We start from the raw sequence: 15,489 nt of genomic DNA on the forward strand, positions 1-15,489 counted from the left end.
CTCAGCGGGTGAGCTCGACCATGAAGTCGTAGTAGTCGGTGCGGCAGTAGGTGACGGTGAGCTCCGCCGGGGTGCCGTCGGCCAGGTAGCCCAGGCGGGTCACCTTGAGCAGCGCCTGGCCCTCGGGCACCTCGGCCAGGACGGCGAGCTCGCCGCTGGCATTGATCGCGGTGACATGCTGCAGGGCCCGGGCCACCGGCTTGCCGGCGGCCTCCAGCACCGCATAGAGGGAGGCCTCCACCGCCCGGGGGTCGGGCAGCACCGAGGCCGGCAGGCAGCTCTCCTCCACCGCCATCACCACCTCGTCGGCCAGGCGCAGGCGGCGCAGCCGCGCCACCCGGGCGTCGGCCCCCAACCCCAGGCGCATGCCCTCCTCCACCCCGGGGGTGGCCAGGCGCCGCTCGAGCCAGTGGGAGCGGGGCGTGAAGCCGCGCTGGGTGAGCATCTCGGTGAAGCTCACCAGCCGCGTCAGCGACTGGTTGAGGCGCGGGGCGATGAAGGTGCCCGAACCGCGATTGCGCCGGATCAGCCCCAGCTCGGCCAGGCGGTCCAGCGCCTTGCGGGCGGTGATCCGCGACACCGCCAGGGCCTCGGCGAGGTTGCGCTCCGAGGGCAGCGCCTCGCCGGCCTGCCAGGCGCCGTCCTCGATGGCCTGCTCCAGTTGGCGGGCCAGCTGTTGATAGAGGGGGGTCGCCCCCTGGGGGTCCAGTCGCAACTGGGCGAAGCGCTCGTCCATGGGTCTCTCCCGCAGCATCGGTAGCCGTTGTTGATACCACTATAGAACCACATTGATACCAGTTGAATACCAATTGAATGCCACCTTGGTCGAATACCGGACGCCGTGCCGCCGGCAAGGCCCGCAGGCCCTTGAGTCGCCAGCAATAAAGAAAACTTCGGATCGTGTGTGATTGGCGCCGGCCACGGGAATCCGTATAGTGGCCCCCTTACCCCGCCACCATTCGTGACCATGCTGCAGAACAACGCCCTGCTTGCTCAGCTCAAGCAACAGATCCGTTCCAACACGCCCCGTGTCGAGGGCGTGATCAAGGCCACCGACAAGGGCTTCGGCTTCCTGGAGACCGACGAGGGCGAGTCCTACTTCGTGCCGCCCCCCGCCATGAAGCAGGTGCTGCATGGCGACCGGGTGGCGGCGGTCCTCCACGAGGAGGGCGACAAGAAGAGCGTCGAGCCGGACACCCTGATCGAGCAGGGACTGGACCGCTTCATCGCCCGGGTGCAGAAGCGCGAGGGACGCCTGGCGGTGGTGCCCGACCACCCCTCGATCAAGAATTCCCTCAAGGCGCGCCTCAAGCGCAGCCTCGACGAGGCGAGCATCGATGACGCCGACTGGGTGGTGGCCCGCCTGGTGCGCCACCCGCTCAAGGCCGACGACCGCGGCTTCTTCACCCAGATCGACGAGCTGGTGGCCAAGGCCGACGACCCGGCGGTGCCGTGGCGGGTGACCCTGGCCCGCCACGCCCTGGAGCAGGCGTGCCCCGATGCCGGTGACGACTGGCCGCTGCGCGACGAGGGCCTCGCCCGCGAGGACCTCACCGCCGAGCCCTTCTTCACCATCGACAGCGAGAAGACCCGCGACATGGACGATGCCCTGCGCATCGTGCCGCGTACGGAGGGCGGCTGGGACCTCACGGTGGCCATCGCCGACCCCACCGCCTATGTCGAGGAGGGCCACGCGGCGGACCTCGAGGCGCGCACCCGCGCCTTCACCGTCTACCTGCCCGGCCAGAACGTCACCATGCTGCCCGAGCAGCTGGCCGACGACCTCTGCTCGCTGTGGGAGGGCCGGGACCGCCCGGTGCTGGCCTGTACCCTGACGGTGAACGCCGACGGCAGCCTGGGCGACTACCGCTTCTTCGCCGCCACCGCCCGGTCCCACGCCAAGCTGGCCTACGAGCGCATCTCCGACTGGCTGGAGGGCCAGGGCGACTGGGCCCCGGACGAGGCCATCGGCGAGCAGCTCCAGGCCCTGCGCGACCTGACCCAGGCGCGCAGCGCCTGGCGCGCCGAGCATGCCCTGGTGTTCAAGGACCGCCCCGACTATGTCTTCGACCTGGACGAGGCCGGCAACGTCCTGGACATCCGCACCGAGGAGCGGCGCATCGCCAATCGCATGATCGAGGAGGCGATGATCGCCGCCAATGCCTGCTGCGCCGACCTGCTGGCCGAGCACGTGGGTCATGGCATCTTCAACGTCCACCGCGCCTTCGAGAGCGACAAGGCGGAGGCCGCCCGCGACTTCCTGGCCAGCCAGGAGATCGAGGTGGCGCTGGAGGCGCTCACCGAGCTGCCCCGCTACAAGGAGCTCAAGCGCGAGCTGGAGGGCCGTGACGACGCCTGGCTGGACCACCGCCTGCGCCGCTTCCAGGGCTTCACCAGCATGTCGGCCAAACCCGGCCCGCACTTCGGCCTGGGCCTGCCCGCCTACGCCACCTGGACCTCGCCGATCCGCAAGTACGGCGACATGGTCAACCACCGCCTGATCAAGCGGGTGCTCAAGGGCGAGCAGGCGCCGGCCGAGGCCAGCCTCGCGCTCACCGAGCAGCTCACCGAGCGTCGCCGCCTCAACCGCATGGCCGAGCGCGACGTCAAGGACTGGCTCTACGTGCGCTACCTGACTCCCGCCGCCGAGGCCCAGCAGACCTTCGACGCCGAGGTCATCCAGGTCAACCGCGGCGGCATGCGCGTGCGCCTCACCGCCAACGGCGCCACCGCCTTCGTGCCGGCCCCCACCCTGCACAGCGATCGCGACAAGGTGGCCATCGACGATAAGGAGGGGCGCATCCAGGTGGAGAACGAGGAGCGCTTCAAGCTCGGCGACCATATCCGCGTGGTGCTCGTCGAGGCCCGCGAGGCGACCCGCTCGCTGGTGGCCCGTCCGGCGGACTGAGCCCTCCCCCGCCCCCTGCACGAACGGCGACCCTCGGGTCGCCGTTCGTCGTCCGATGCTAACAGCCTGCCGGTGTGGCGGCCCGGAACTTCTCGAGCGCCGTGTCCATGTGGGCCTGCAAGGCCTCGATGCGCGACGCATGGGCCGGGTGGGTGGAAAGGAACTCGGGGGGCTGACCGCCGCCGGCGGCCGCCATGTTGCGCCACAGGACGAGGCTCTCGCGGGGATCGAAGCCGGCTCGGGCCATGATCGTCAGTCCCATGATATCGGCCTCCTCCTCGTGGGTACGACTGAACGGCAGGGCGATGCCGAGGTGCGCGCCGAGCCCCAGGGCCCGCATCAGCGTCTCACCGGCCAGTTCTCCCTCGCTGAACAGCCCCACCACCAGCAGGACGGCCTTGATGCCGAGCTGCTGTGTCAGCCGCTCGTTGCCATGATCGGCCAGCACATGACCCACCTCGTGGCCGATCACCGCGGCCAGTTGCGCCGGTGTCCCGGCCACCGCCAGCAGCCCCTGGTGTACCCCGATCCGCCCACCCGGCACGGCGAAGGCATTGGGTGAGGCGTCCTCGAACACCACCACCTCCCACTCCGCGGGCATCTCGACATCCGGATAGGCCTCCCGAGCCGCCCCCACCACCGCTCGCGCCACGCACTGCACCAGGCGATTGGTCGCCGAGTCGTTGGACACGGGGCGCTGGCGGCGCATCTCCACGAAGGTCTGCTCGCCCAGGTCGCGCATCAGCATGTCGGGTACCAGCGCCAGCCGCGAGCGCCCGGTGGGGGTCTCCTCGCAGCCCGCGAGCAGTGCCGCGAGCAGCAGCGGCACGAGAAGGCGTCTCGCCATCCGAGGGGCCCTCCTGGTCGGCTCCGGGCCCTTCAGGCCCGGGCCACCTTAACGGCGGTCCCCGTGGCCACCAGGAACAGCATCGACTTGCCGCCACCGGAGATCTCGCTGTAGTCGAGGTCCACGCCGATCACCGCGTTGGCACCGAGCTCGCCTGCCTCGCGGCGCAGCTCGTCGAGGCAGGCGATGCGCGCCTCGCGCAGGGCCTTCTGGGAGGACTTGTTGCGACCACCGAAGAAGTCTCGCAGGCCGGCAAACAGGTCCTTGAAGACGTTCATCCCGAAGACGCACTCGGCGGAAACGACGTCGAGATGCTCGGTGACCCGGTAGCCCTCGAGGTGCGAGGACGTGGTGATGATCACGCGGTCGGACATGGGAATCTCCTCCTCTGGTTGTCTCCCTGAGCCACCCTGGGGGTGGCGACCGTCACCCATTATCCACCCTCTCGCCGGAACGGGAAGACGGCAGGGTGGCCGAAGCGACCAGGGCATCTCCCGCCGTAGGCGATCTCCTACATGCCCCGAGGCGAATGCAGACAATCGGCCGCTGCGTTTATCCTCGCACGGGCACCGGCGGCACGATTCAGATACCTTAGGGGCATTGGATGCCACTCAGGGAAGCGAGACATGGCGACTCTCTTCGGCCTGCGCGGCAAGTCCGTCGCGGGCCTACTGCTGGCCTGCCTGCTGGCGCTGATCCCCGCCGCGCTGATCGGCTGGAAGGCCGTCGAGGAGGTGCGACGCCACTTCGCCGGGGCCTATGCCGAGCAGTACACCCTGCTGCAGATGCAGCGGATCATGGCCCCCGTCTCCCGGGAGCTCGCCCTGGTGCGACGCTTCGCCGGTTCGGTGGTGACGAGGGAGTGGCTCGCCGATCCCGACGATCCGGCGGCGCGCCGCCGCTTCCAGGCCGAGGCGGAGGGCTTCCGTCAGCAGTTCACCGGACGCAACCACTTCATCGTCCGGCATGCCAGCGGCGACTACCACTTCCGGGACGGCGCCGCACCGGCGGCACGCCAGCGCCTTTCCCGCGATGAGCCCGATGCCGCCTGGTACTTCGACACCATGGCCAGGACCTCGACCTACGATCTCAGGATCGACCGGGCCTTCGAGCGCCCCCGGGTATGGATCAACGTCAAGGTCCGCGAGGATGGCGAGCCGCTGGGCCTGGCCGGCACCGCTCTCGACCTCCAGGGCTTCCTCGACCGCTTCATCCGCGCCAGCGCCCCCGGCATGACGGCGATGATCGTCGACCCCCGCGGCATCATCCAGGTCCATCCCGACACCGAGCGCATCGCCTTCGGTACGGACCGGCCGCCCTTCGCGATCGACACGGGGCACCGCCTCCCGCCGCTGCTCGCCTCGGACGCCGAACGCGACGCCCTGCGCCAGGCGATGCACGACGCCCGGCGACGTCCCGGCGAGCTCCATGCCCTGCAGGCGCACCTGGAGGGGGAGCCACGATTGCTTTCGGTGGGCTATATCCCCGAGCTCCAGTGGCTGCTGGTCACCGCCCTGGACCTCCAGGCCGCCCCGCTGCTCGACAGGCGCTGGTTCTGGCCCATGGTCATCGCCCTGGTGCTGATCCTGGCCATCATGGTGGCGGCCTTCGCCTACACCACCCACCGCCTGGTCCTCGCGCCCCTGCATCGCCTGAAGCTCTCCGCCCAGGCCATCGCCGGTGGCCACTACCAGTCGCGGCTGCCCACCGGGCGCCAGGACGAGATCGGCGAGCTGTCGCGGGCCTTCTCGCACATGGCCCGCCAGGTGGAGCGCTACACCCGCGACCTGGAGGGACAGGTCAGGGAGCGCACCCAGGCGCTGGAAACGACGCATGCGAACCTGGTCGCCGTCCACCGCAAGCTGGAGGCCTCCATCCAGTATGCCAGCATCATCCAGCGCGCCATTCTCCCCGACGGCCAGCTGGCGCGTCATCTGTCCCACCGCTACGGGGTGCTGTGGAAACCCCGCGACGTGGTGGGCGGCGACTTCTACGTGTTCCGGGCCACCCAGCGCGGCTACCTGCTCGGGGTGGTGGACTGCGCCGGCCACGGCGTGCCCGGGGCGCTGATGACCATGCTGGCCCGGGCCATCATCGACCACGCCATCGCCCAGGAAGGCGCCGACGATCCGGCCGCCCTGCTCAACGAGATCGACCGCCAGGGCCGCGAGCTGCTGCCCGCCGATCGCCTGCCCTCCTCCATCGCCACCACCATGGACATCGGCCTGGTGTGGGTGGACCCCGCTGCCGGCACGCTGACCCATGCCGGGGCCAAGATCGACCTCTATGCCAGCGACGGCACGACCCTCGAGCGCCTCGAGGGGCATCGGCGGGCCCTGGGCCATCGCCGCCCGGTCCGTTACGAGAACCGGCGCGCCCCCTTGCGGCCCGGCTGGAGCCATGTCCTGTGCAGCGACGGTTTCCTGGACCAGGCGGGCGGCGACGAGGGCTTCGGCTTCGGCAACCGGCGCTTCGAGGCCCTGGTGCGGTCCCAGGCCGCCCGCCCGCTGGAGGCGCAACTGCAGGCCTACGAGGCAGCCCTGCGCGGGTATCAGGGCGCGCTGCCCCAGCGCGACGACATCACCCTGCTGGTCTTTCGCATCGAACCGCAGGAGGATGATGCCTGACCATCAGACGACGCCGCCCCGCCGCGGGCGCCAACGAGGAGCGACCATGGACTTGCTGAGCATGCGGGAGAGCTACGAGCGCGATCGCATCATGCTGTGTTTCAACGGCCCCATCTCGCGCAGCCTGATCGAGGAGATCGGCAAGGCGCTGCGCAACTACCTGGACACCCAGCAGGCCACGCCCTCGTCGGCCATGGATGTCTTCGCCGTCTACATCGAGATGACCCAGAACATCCGCCACTACGCCCGTCGCCAGGGCTACGACGACCGGCAGGCCTCGGCCACGGTGGCGGTGGCCCAGGACGCCGAGGGGCACTACCTGGTCTCGGCCGGCAACCTGGTCGAGGAGGCCGACGGCGAGCGCCTGGTCCGCACCATCGAGTCCCTGGCCGCGCTGGACAGGGCCGAGCTCAAGGCCGCCTACAAGCGCCAGTTACGCCGTCCGCGCGACGCCGAGGGCGACGCCGGCGCCGGGCTGGGGCTGCTCGACATGGCGCGCAAGTCCTCGCACCCGCTCGAGGCCTCCCTGCAGCCGTTGCCCAGCCGGCAAAGTTTCTTTAGCCTGACAGCCACGATCTGATGCTTGCCATGACTACCATGACTCCCGACCTCGACATCCCCGGCAGCCAGTCCACGCCGGCCATCCAGAGCCACTGGCAGGCCGGCCGCCTGGCCATGCAGGGCGACTCCTACCCGGAGAACTCCTACGAGCTCTTCGATCAGGTCATCGCCTGGGTACGCCGCTTCCTGGAGACCGAACGGCGCCCGCTGCGCCTGGAACTGGCCCTGGTCTACCTCAACACCAGTTCGGTCAAGGCGATGATGGACATCTTCGACCTCCTGGAGGACGCCCACGAGAAGGGGCGAGCGGTTTCCGTGGAATGGCGCTACGACCCGCGCAACGAGCGCATCGCCGAGCTCGCCGACGAGTTCCGCGAGGACTGCAGCTATCCCTTCGCCATCGTCCCGGCGGCGGCACCGGCATGAACAAGCGCGACGAGGAGGCCCTGCTGGAGCGGGTCGCGATGCTCCTCGAGGACCCCAGCCATGCGGGGCATCCCCTGCAGGACGCCCTGCAGGCGCTCTACCGGCAGTATCGTGCCCAGCAGGAACAGCTGGAGCGGTTGATCAGTATCTCCGACCGCTACCAGCAGCTGGCACTGGAGGCGCGCCAGGTGACCCAGAAGCGCTATGAACGCGTCCTGCGCCGCCAGCAGAAGCTGTCGCGCATCTCCGACGGTTACCAGGCCATGATGCGCGAGCGCAACCAGGCATTGCGCCAGGCTTCCACTCACGACCCGCTCACCCAGCTGGCCAATCGGCGCCTGATCGACGAGCGGCTGCGCGAGCACGACGCGACGCGACGCGGCTACACCCTGGTGCTGCTGGACATCGATCACTTCAAGACCATCAACGACCGCCATGGGCATGACGTCGGCGACCGGTTGCTGGTCGCCATCGCCGCGACCATGCGCGAGGAGCTGCGCGACTACGACCTATGCGGTCGCTGGGGGGGCGAGGAGTTCGTCCTGCTGCTCGCCGACACCGCGGTGAGCGAGGCCTGGGAGATCGTGGAACGGCTGCGTCGGCGGGTCGCCGCGGTGTGCATCGCTGCCGGCCGGCGGCGTCTCTCGGTCACCCTCAGCGCTGGCCTGAGCGAGCACTTCGCCGGCGAGGCCCCCGACGAGACCCTGCAACGCGCCGACCAGGCTCTCCTGCAAGCCAAGCGCGACGGCCGGAATCGCAGCCTGACGGCCCCACCGCCCAGCTAACGGCGCGCCCGAGCCCCTGACGGGACGCTTGTCGTCGACCTGTCGCATGCAGGCCCTAGGCTGGCAGGACATGCTGCCGCCAGGAGGTAGCCCGCAGCCCAATATGCAAAAGGCCACCCGAAGGTGGCCTCTCGTCTCGCCCTGGGGCAGTGCGGCTTGCCCATCGCGGTCTCAGCCACCGGCCTTCACGGGGACACCGGCACCGCGGCGCGTTGCCGGGGACCTGGCGACCCGATAGCCGACCGCACCGGCCACGACCAGCATGCCCCCGCAACCGGCGGCCAGCAGGTAGGCGCCGGTTACCGCGCCCGCGCCCAGGCCGAAGGACTCGGCGAACCCGGCCAGCGTGACGGCGTAGTGGCGCCACAGGAAGAGCCCCACGGCGATGCCGACCAGCATGGTGCACAGGGCGACCCAGCGGGTCCCCCCCGCGAGACGCGCCTCCGCCTCCCGATCATGACGGTGCAGGAAGACCAGATAGTCCCGCTCGGCCTCGCTGACGGAGGTAAGCCGCGAGGCGACAAGGATCGCCAGCACGGCGGCCAGGGTACTCAGCACCACCGGATGGAGGTAGACCGGCAGCGCAATCCAGCCCGCCTGGTCGAGCAACGACAGCATCAGGTTGCCGAGGAAGCCCACGGCCAGCCCCCAGCCGGCGCCCGCGGCGGTGATGCGCCGACTCCAGATGCTCATCAGCGCCACCGGCCCCCAGGAGGAGGCGAACAGGGTCGCCGCGAACCACACCACTACCATCACCGCCGGCGGTTGGAACAACGCCAGGATCAGTGCGACGAGCCCGGCCCCCAGCACGGCAATGCGGCTGGTGCGCATGGCCGCCCCCTCGCTACGCGAGACCGGCAGGATGTCATTGGAGATACTGAAGCCGATGATCGACAGGAAGGTCGAGCAGGACGAAAGGCCGGCGGCGAACACGCCGGTGAGGATGACCACGCCTAGCCAGGCCGGCAGGACATTGAGGGCGGCCCAGACCATGGCCCGCTCGGAGTCGAGCCCGGCGTCATAGAGGTTGATCGCCGCACCGGTCACCATCATCAGGGCGTAGAAGATCGCCAGAGCCACCGCGGTGAGCATGGCCGAGCGCATCACCACGTGCTCGTTGCGCGCCATGAGGTAGCGGCTCGACTGCCAGGGGCTCGCCGCCAGCACGGCCGCCCAAACCAGTCCCAGCGTCAGGCTCCAGACCAGCGCCTCGCCGGGCGTGGCGAAACTCGCCTCCGGCCCCTCCAGCACGCCGTGCCACAGGGCGATGTCGGGCCGCGCCTGCTGAGTCAGCAAGCCCTCGATGACGCCGCTCCAGCCACCGAGATCCTGGATGATGTAGACCGAGCCCCCCACCGCGGCCAGCGAGAAGATCACGAACATCACGGTATCGGTGAGCATCACCCCGGGAGACCCCGAATAGAGGATGAAACCGGTATAGGTCAGCCATACCAGCACCAGTCCCACCCAGTAGGGCAGGCCGGTCAGCTCGGCGAACATGATCCCGGCCCCTTGCATCACGCCCAGCAGGTAGGCGCCCAGGCCCAGCACGGTGGTCAGGCCAGCGATGGCCTGGACACGCCGTGAGGCGAAACGCTTGCCGAAGAACTCGGGCACGGTCAGCGCCCCGCTGCGACGCAGGTAACGCCCGAAGGCCAGGGCCCCGAGCAGGCAGCCGGCGGTGCTGATAGCGGCGAAGATCAGCATCACGAAGGGATACCCCTGGTAGGCGAAGCCGGTCTCGCCGAGGAAGGCGCTGGTGCTCAGATAGCTGGCCACCAGGGTGCCGAGGATGAGGAAGGTCGGGGCGTTGCGGCCGGCGACCAAATAGTCGTCGAGGTGCTTGACCCGGCGACCGGCCAGGTGGCCGATGACGAAATAGCCAACGAGGCTGATCAGGATGGCGACGGTGTAGACCATGGCGTGTCTCGATCGGTGTTGTTGAGGGAAAACCGGCCGCATATATTGCGGGACTCGGGACACGCTATCGTCTCGACAGCGTCACGGCTCGATGCGATCACGACATCGCCACCACCCACGAGAAAGGGCACCCGGAGGTGCCCTTTCTCGCTGCCTTGGCGGAAACGCGCGGCTTACCAGCCGGCGGCTTCCTTCAGGGCGTCGCCGATCTCGGCCAGGGAACGCACGGTCTTGACCCCGGCGTCCTCCAGGGCGGCGAACTTCTCGTCCGCGGTGCCCTTGCCGCCGGAGATGATCGCCCCGGCGTGGCCCATGCGCTTGCCCGGAGGGGCGGTGACGCCGGCGATGTAGGAGACCACCGGCTTGGTGACGTTGGCCTTGATGTAGGCCGCCGCCTCTTCCTCGGCGGTGCCGCCGATCTCGCCGATCATCACGATCGCCTCGGTGGCCGGGTCCTTCTCGAACATCTCGAGGATGTCGATGAAGTTGGAGCCCGGGATCGGGTCGCCGCCGATGCCCACGCAGGTGGACTGGCCGAAGCCGTGGTCGGTGGTCTGCTTGACCGCCTCATAGGTCAGGGTGCCGGAGCGCGACACGATGCCGACCTTGCCCGGCTTGTGGATGTGGCCGGGCATGATGCCGATCTTGGTCTCGCCGGGGGTGATGACGCCCGGGCAGTTGGGCCCGATCAGGCGCACGCCCAGCTCGTCGCACTTGACCTTGACGTCGAGCATGTCGAGGGTGGGAATGCCCTCGGTGATGCAGACGATCAGCTTGATGCCGGCGTTGGCGGCCTCCAGGATGGAGTCCTTGCAGAACGGGGCCGGCACGTAGATCACGCTGGCCTCGGCACCGGTCTCGGCCACGGCTTCCTTGACGGTGTTGAACACCGGCAGGCCCAGGTGCTCCTGGCCGCCCTTGCCCGGGGTCACGCCGCCGACCATCCGGGTGCCGTAGGCGATCGCCTGCTCGGAGTGGAAGGTCCCCTGGCCACCGGTGAAGCCCTGGCAGATGACCTTGGTGTGCTTGTCGATCAGGATACTCATTACTTGCCCTCCGCTGCCTTGACGACCTGCTGAGCCGCATCGGTCAGGCTGGTAGCAGCGATGATGTTCAGTCCGCTGGAGGCCAGTTTCTCGGCACCCAGCTCGGCGTTGTTACCCTCGAGGCGCACCACCACCGGCACGTTGACCCCGACCTGCTCGACGGCCCCGATGATGCCCTCGGCGATCATGTCGCAGCGCACGATGCCGCCGAAGATGTTGACCAATACGGCCTTCACGGAGTCATCGGAGAGGATCAGCTTGAACGCCTCGGCCACGCGCTCCTTGGTGGCGCCGCCGCCCACGTCGAGGAAGTTCGCCGGCTGGCCGCCGTTGAGCTTGATGATGTCCATGGTGCCCATGGCCAGGCCGGCGCCGTTGACCATGCAGCCGATATTGCCTTCCAGGGCGACGTAGTTGAGTTCCCAGGCGGCCGCCTCGGCCTCGCGCTCGTCCTCCTGGGAGGGATCGCGCATGGCCTGCAGGTCCGGATGGCGATACAGGGCGTTGCCGTCCAGGTTCACCTTGGCGTCGAGGCAGTGCAGGTTGCCTTCCTCGGTGATCACCAGCGGGTTGATCTCGAGCAGTGCCAGGTCCTTCTCGTGGAACAGCTTGGACAGGCCCAGGAAGACCTTGGTGAACTGCTTGACCTGGTCACCCGCGAGGCCCAGCTGGAAGGCCAGCTCGCGGGCCTGGTACGGCTGGGCACCGGCCAGCGGGTCGATCTCGGCCTTGAGGATCTTCTCGGGGGTCTCCTCGGCGACCTTCTCGATCTCCACGCCGCCCTCGGTGGAGGCCATGAACACCACGCGACGGGTGGCGCGGTCGACCACGGCGCCCAGGTAGAGCTCGGAGGCGATGTCGGTGCAGTTCTCGACCAGGATCTTGGCGACCGGCTGGCCGTTGGCGTCGGTCTGGAAGGTCACCAGGTTCTTGCCCAGCCACTGCTCGGCGAAGGCCTTGGCCTCTTCCGGGCTCTTGATCAGCTTGACGCCGCCGGCCTTGCCGCGACCACCGGCGTGGACCTGGGCCTTGACGACCCACATGTCGCCGCCGATCTTCTTGCAGGCTTCCGCGGCTTCCTCGGGGGTGTCCACGGCGAAGCCCTTGGACACCGGCAGACCATAGTCGGCAAACAGCTGTTTGCTCTGATACTCGTGAAGGTTCATCGGTTCATGCCATTGGTTGCATGTGACTCGAACGGCGACCCGTCAGCGCCCCTCGGGGCACGGTCGGCGGGCCGCCACCGTCCCTTCCGATGCATCGCCGGAAGGGGCGCGCCGCCGGTCGGCGGCGCTCGTTGTCGTGCTTACTTGCGCTTCTTGCGATTGGCCATGTGGATGGCGTGACCCTCGACGGCGAGCGCCGCCTCGTGCACCGTCTCGGAGAGGCTCGGGTGCGCATAGCAGGTCAACGCCAGGTCCTCGGCGCTGGAACCGAACTCCATGGCGATGACGCCCTGGGCGATCAGCTCGCCGGCATGCTGGCCGACGATGTGCATGCCCAGCACGCGGTCGGTCTCGGCATCGGCAACGATCTTGGCCACGCCCTCGGTGGCGTTGTTGGTCATGGCCCGGCCGCTGGCGGCATACGGGAAGGCGCCGGTCTTCACCTCGATGCCCTTGGCCTTGGCATCCTGCTCGGTCAGGCCGACCCAGGCCACCTCGGGGAAGGTATAGATGACGCTGGGGATGGCATCGTAGTTCATCTCCGCCTTGTGGCCGGCGATGATGTCGGCCACCATGATGCCCTCCTCGGAGGCCTTGTGGGCCAGCATCAGGCCACGCACGCAGTCGCCGATGGCGTAGACGCCCGGCACGCTGGTGCGGCACTGGTCGTCCACCTGGATGAAGCCGCGCTCGTCGAGCTCGATGCCCAGGCCGTCGGCGACCACGCCCTTGGTGTAGGGCTTGCGGCCGACGCAGACGATCAGCTTGTCGAAGGTGATCTCCTGGTCGCCGTTACCGTCACTGTACTTGACGACGACTTCCTGGCCCTTGACCTCGGAGCCGATGACGCGAGCGCTCAGCTTGATGTCCAGGCCCTGCTTCTTGAGCGACTTCTGGGTCTCCTTGGCCACGTCCTTGTCGACCATCGGCAGGAAGCTGTCCAGGGCCTCGAGCACGGTGACGTCACTGCCCAGGCGGCTCCACACGCTGCCCAGTTCCAGGCCGATGACGCCGGCGCCGATCACGCCCAGGCGCTTGGGCGCCTCGTCGAACTCCAGGGCGCCGGTGGAATCGACGATCAGGCCCTCGGTCAGCGGGGTCGGCGGGATCTCCACCGGCACCGAGCCGGCGGCGATGACGATGTTGTCGGCGTCATAGGTGGCGGCCTTGCCGTCCTTGTCGGTGACCTCCACCTGCTTGCTGCCGATGACCTTGCCGGTACCGTCGATCGGGGTCACCCCGTTGGCCTTGAACAGGCCGGAGATGCCACCGGTGAGGTTCTTCACGATCTGGTCCTTGCGGGCCATCATCTTCGTGATGTCCATCTGGACGTCGCCGGTCTGGATGCCCAGGTCGCCGAATTCGTGCTTGGCCTCGACGAACTTGTGGGAGGCCTCCAGCAGCGCCTTGGACGGGATGCAGCCCACGTTCAGGCAGGTACCGCCGTGGACGACCTTGCCTTCCTTGTTCAGCCACTTCTCGACGCAGGCGGTCTTCAGGCCCAGCTGAGCGGCGCGGATGGCGGCCACGTAGCCGCCGGGGCCCGCGCCGATCACGATTACATCAAACTTGTCGGCCATGTTGGCTCCCTTGCATGTCTTGGGGTTTCAGGCGTCGCCGAATTCGCTATCCGGCCGCTCAGATGTCCAGCAGCAGGCGTGCCGGGTCCTCCAGCAGCTCCTTGATGGTCACCAGGAACTGTACCGCGTCCTTGCCATCGATCATGCGGTGATCGTAGGAGAGGGCCAGGTACATCATCGGCCGGATCTCGACCTTGCCGTTCACCGCCATGGGGCGCTCCTGGATCTTGTGCATGCCCAGGATGGCGGTCTGCGGCGGGTTGAGGATCGGCGTGGACAGCAGCGAGCCGAAGATGCCGCCGTTGGTGATGGTGAAGGTGCCGCCCTGCATCTCGTCGATGCCCAGCTTGCCGTCGCGGGCACGCTTGCCGAAGTCGACGATGCCCTTCTCGACGTCGGCGATCTTCATGCTGTCGGTATCGCGCAGCACCGGGACCACCAGGCCACGGTCGGTGGACACGGCCACGCCGATGTCCTGGTAGCCGTGGTAGACGATGTCGCTGCCGTCGATGGAGGCGTTGACGTCGGGGAAGCGCTTGAGCGCCTCGCTGGCCGCCTTGACGAAGAAGCCCATGAAGCCCAGCTTGGTGTCGTGGGCCTTGAGGAAGGTGTCCTTGTACTGGGCCCGCAGGTCCATCACCGCGCCCATGTCCACCTCGTTGTAGGTGGTGAGCATGGCGGCGGTCTGCTGGGCCTGGACCAGGCGCTTGGCGATGGTCTGGCGCAGGCGGCTCATGGGCACGCGCTTCTCGGGCCGCTCGCCCTCGACGGCCGGGGCCGGCGCCGCGGCGGCCTTGGCACCGCCGGCGGGCCCCGCGGCCTTCTTGGCGCTACCGTCCTTGATGGCCTTCTGCACGTCTTCCTTGAGCACGCGGCCCCCCTTGCCGGTGCCCTCGATCCGGTTGACGTCGAGGTCGTGCTCGGCGACCAGCTTGCGGGCCGCCGGGGCGAGGATCTTGTCCCCCACCTTCTCGTCGCTGGCACCGTCGTCGGCGGAGGCCGCAGGCTCCTCGTCGGCGGTGGTATCGGCGCCACCGGCTCCCTCGGTGAAGATGGCCAGTACCTGCTCGGAAGTGACCTGGCTGCCCTCCTCGGCCTTGATCTCGGCCAGGGCGCCGTCGACCGGGGCCACCACCTCGAGGACCACCTTGTCGGTCTCGATCTCGGCCAGCACCTCGTCACGCTTGACGGCCTCGCCGACCTGCTTGGCCCAGCTGGCCACGGTGCCTTCCTGGATCGATTCGGGGAAGGTCGGGGCCTTCACCTCGTGCTGCTTGCCGCCGGCGGCCGGCTTGGCGTCGCCCTTGGACTCCGCCTTGGCCTCGGCCGGCTTGCCGCCGTCACCGCCGCCCTGGGCGGCAGCCTCGCCGAGCTTGCCCAGCACCTGCTCGGACTCCACGGTGTCGCCCTCCTCGGCCAGCACCTCGGCGAGGGTGCCCGCCTCCGGCGCCAGCACCTCCAGCACCACCTTGTCGGTCTCGATCTCGACGAGCAGTTCGTCGCGCTCGACGCTGTCGCCCGGCTCCTTGTGCCAGGCAGCGACGCTGCCCTCGGCAACGGATTCCGGAAAGGTTGGGGCCTTGATCTCGGTAGCCATGTCGTTTCCCTTGTGTGTTCTCTCGT

13 protein-coding genes are annotated in these 15,489 nt (G+C 68.6%); 5 read left to right on the plus strand and 8 right to left on the minus strand.

What is annotated here, in order from left to right; all coding sequences use genetic code 11:
* Position 1: 1 nt before the first annotated feature.
* The gene (locus tag QWY80_RS13500) at positions 2-736 is read right to left on the minus strand and encodes a GntR family transcriptional regulator (protein WP_290232367.1); all 735 of its coding nucleotides are present in this window, start codon (positions 734-736) and stop codon (positions 2-4) included.
* Between the two features lie 231 nt (positions 737-967).
* On the opposite strand from QWY80_RS13500, the gene QWY80_RS13505 reads away from it, so the two are divergent.
* Positions 968-2,908, plus strand: a complete 1,941-nt coding sequence (locus QWY80_RS13505) for an exoribonuclease II (protein WP_290232369.1) — start codon at positions 968-970, stop codon at positions 2,906-2,908.
* A gap of 58 nt (positions 2,909-2,966) precedes the next feature.
* Here the strand turns inward: QWY80_RS13505 and QWY80_RS13510 are convergent, their stop codons facing one another.
* Both QWY80_RS13510 and QWY80_RS13515 read right to left on the minus strand, forming a co-directional pair.
* The gene (locus QWY80_RS13510; RefSeq protein ID WP_290232371.1) at positions 2,967-3,755 is read right to left on the minus strand and encodes a M48 family metallopeptidase; all 789 of its coding nucleotides are present in this window, start codon (positions 3,753-3,755) and stop codon (positions 2,967-2,969) included.
* A 32-nt stretch (positions 3,756-3,787) separates the two neighbouring features.
* On the minus strand, positions 3,788-4,129 hold the full coding sequence (locus tag QWY80_RS13515; protein ID WP_290232373.1) for a YbjQ family protein: 342 nt from the start codon (positions 4,127-4,129) through the stop codon (positions 3,788-3,790).
* A 252-nt stretch (positions 4,130-4,381) separates the two neighbouring features.
* On the opposite strand from QWY80_RS13515, the gene siaA reads away from it, so the two are divergent.
* The 4 genes from siaA to siaD are packed head-to-tail and all read left to right on the plus strand — an operon-like array spanning position 4,382 to position 8,154.
* Entirely contained in the window at positions 4,382-6,382 is a 2,001-nt protein-coding gene (siaA, locus tag QWY80_RS13520) for a biofilm regulation protein phosphatase SiaA (RefSeq protein ID WP_290232374.1), read from the plus strand.
* Between the two features lie 46 nt (positions 6,383-6,428).
* Positions 6,429-6,962 carry a biofilm regulation protein kinase SiaB gene (gene siaB / locus QWY80_RS13525; protein WP_290232377.1) on the plus strand — a complete coding sequence of 178 codons (534 nt, stop codon included), beginning with the start codon at positions 6,429-6,431 and terminating at the stop codon, positions 6,960-6,962.
* A gap of 8 nt (positions 6,963-6,970) precedes the next feature.
* The gene (gene siaC, locus QWY80_RS13530) at positions 6,971-7,369 is read left to right on the plus strand and encodes a biofilm regulation phosphoprotein SiaC (protein ID WP_290232379.1); all 399 of its coding nucleotides are present in this window, start codon (positions 6,971-6,973) and stop codon (positions 7,367-7,369) included.
* Positions 7,366-8,154 (plus strand): biofilm regulation diguanylate cyclase SiaD, encoded by a 789-nt coding sequence (gene siaD / locus QWY80_RS13535; protein WP_290232382.1) that lies wholly within the window; start codon positions 7,366-7,368, stop codon positions 8,152-8,154. The genes siaC and siaD overlap by 4 nt, the downstream gene beginning before the upstream one ends.
* Positions 8,155-8,325: 171 nt before the next feature.
* Here siaD and QWY80_RS13540 read toward each other — a convergent pair whose 3' ends face one another.
* From QWY80_RS13540 to odhB, 5 genes are all read right to left on the minus strand, one after another.
* Positions 8,326-10,074 (minus strand): sodium:solute symporter family protein, encoded by a 1,749-nt coding sequence (locus QWY80_RS13540; RefSeq protein ID WP_290232384.1) that lies wholly within the window; start codon positions 10,072-10,074, stop codon positions 8,326-8,328.
* A 173-nt stretch (positions 10,075-10,247) separates the two neighbouring features.
* On the minus strand, positions 10,248-11,120 hold the full coding sequence (gene sucD, locus QWY80_RS13545; RefSeq protein ID WP_290232386.1) for a succinate--CoA ligase subunit alpha: 873 nt from the start codon (positions 11,118-11,120) through the stop codon (positions 10,248-10,250).
* The gene (gene sucC / locus QWY80_RS13550; RefSeq protein ID WP_290232389.1) at positions 11,120-12,286 is read right to left on the minus strand and encodes an ADP-forming succinate--CoA ligase subunit beta; all 1,167 of its coding nucleotides are present in this window, start codon (positions 12,284-12,286) and stop codon (positions 11,120-11,122) included. The genes sucD and sucC overlap by 1 nt, the downstream gene beginning before the upstream one ends.
* A gap of 140 nt (positions 12,287-12,426) precedes the next feature.
* Positions 12,427-13,866, minus strand: coding sequence for a dihydrolipoyl dehydrogenase (gene lpdA, locus QWY80_RS13555; RefSeq protein WP_290232391.1), 1,440 nt, complete (start codon positions 13,864-13,866; stop codon positions 12,427-12,429).
* A gap of 58 nt (positions 13,867-13,924) precedes the next feature.
* Positions 13,925-15,463: a 2-oxoglutarate dehydrogenase complex dihydrolipoyllysine-residue succinyltransferase gene (odhB, locus tag QWY80_RS13560; RefSeq protein WP_290232394.1), complete on the minus strand. Its 1,539-nt coding sequence runs from the start codon at positions 15,461-15,463 to the stop codon at positions 13,925-13,927.
* Between the last annotated feature and the right edge of the window lie 26 nt (positions 15,464-15,489).

It is taken from the genome of Halomonas ramblicola, from assembly GCF_030409215.1.
Lineage (GTDB): Bacteria > Pseudomonadota > Gammaproteobacteria > Pseudomonadales > Halomonadaceae > Halomonas > Halomonas ramblicola.

Excerpts from the sequence above, each read along its gene's own strand:
- siaC (WP_290232379.1), top strand. The coding sequence starts at position 6,971 with ATGACTACCATGACTCCCGACCTCGACATCCCCGGCAGCCAGTCCACG.
- QWY80_RS13500 (WP_290232367.1), bottom strand. The coding sequence starts at position 736 with ATGGACGAGCGCTTCGCCCAGTTGCGACTGGACCCCCAGGGGGCGACC.
- QWY80_RS13505 (WP_290232369.1), top strand. The coding sequence starts at position 968 with ATGCTGCAGAACAACGCCCTGCTTGCTCAGCTCAAGCAACAGATCCGT.
- odhB (WP_290232394.1), bottom strand. The coding sequence starts at position 15,463 with ATGGCTACCGAGATCAAGGCCCCAACCTTTCCGGAATCCGTTGCCGAG.
- siaB (WP_290232377.1), top strand. The coding sequence starts at position 6,429 with ATGGACTTGCTGAGCATGCGGGAGAGCTACGAGCGCGATCGCATCATG.
- sucD (WP_290232386.1), bottom strand. The coding sequence starts at position 11,120 with ATGAGTATCCTGATCGACAAGCACACCAAGGTCATCTGCCAGGGCTTC.
- siaD (WP_290232382.1), top strand. The coding sequence starts at position 7,366 with ATGAACAAGCGCGACGAGGAGGCCCTGCTGGAGCGGGTCGCGATGCTC.
- QWY80_RS13510 (WP_290232371.1), bottom strand. The coding sequence starts at position 3,755 with ATGGCGAGACGCCTTCTCGTGCCGCTGCTGCTCGCGGCACTGCTCGCG.
- lpdA (WP_290232391.1), bottom strand. The coding sequence starts at position 13,866 with ATGGCCGACAAGTTTGATGTAATCGTGATCGGCGCGGGCCCCGGCGGC.
- siaA (WP_290232374.1), top strand. The coding sequence starts at position 4,382 with ATGGCGACTCTCTTCGGCCTGCGCGGCAAGTCCGTCGCGGGCCTACTG.
- sucC (WP_290232389.1), bottom strand. The coding sequence starts at position 12,286 with ATGAACCTTCACGAGTATCAGAGCAAACAGCTGTTTGCCGACTATGGT.
- QWY80_RS13540 (WP_290232384.1), bottom strand. The coding sequence starts at position 10,074 with ATGGTCTACACCGTCGCCATCCTGATCAGCCTCGTTGGCTATTTCGTC.
- QWY80_RS13515 (WP_290232373.1), bottom strand. The coding sequence starts at position 4,129 with ATGTCCGACCGCGTGATCATCACCACGTCCTCGCACCTCGAGGGCTAC.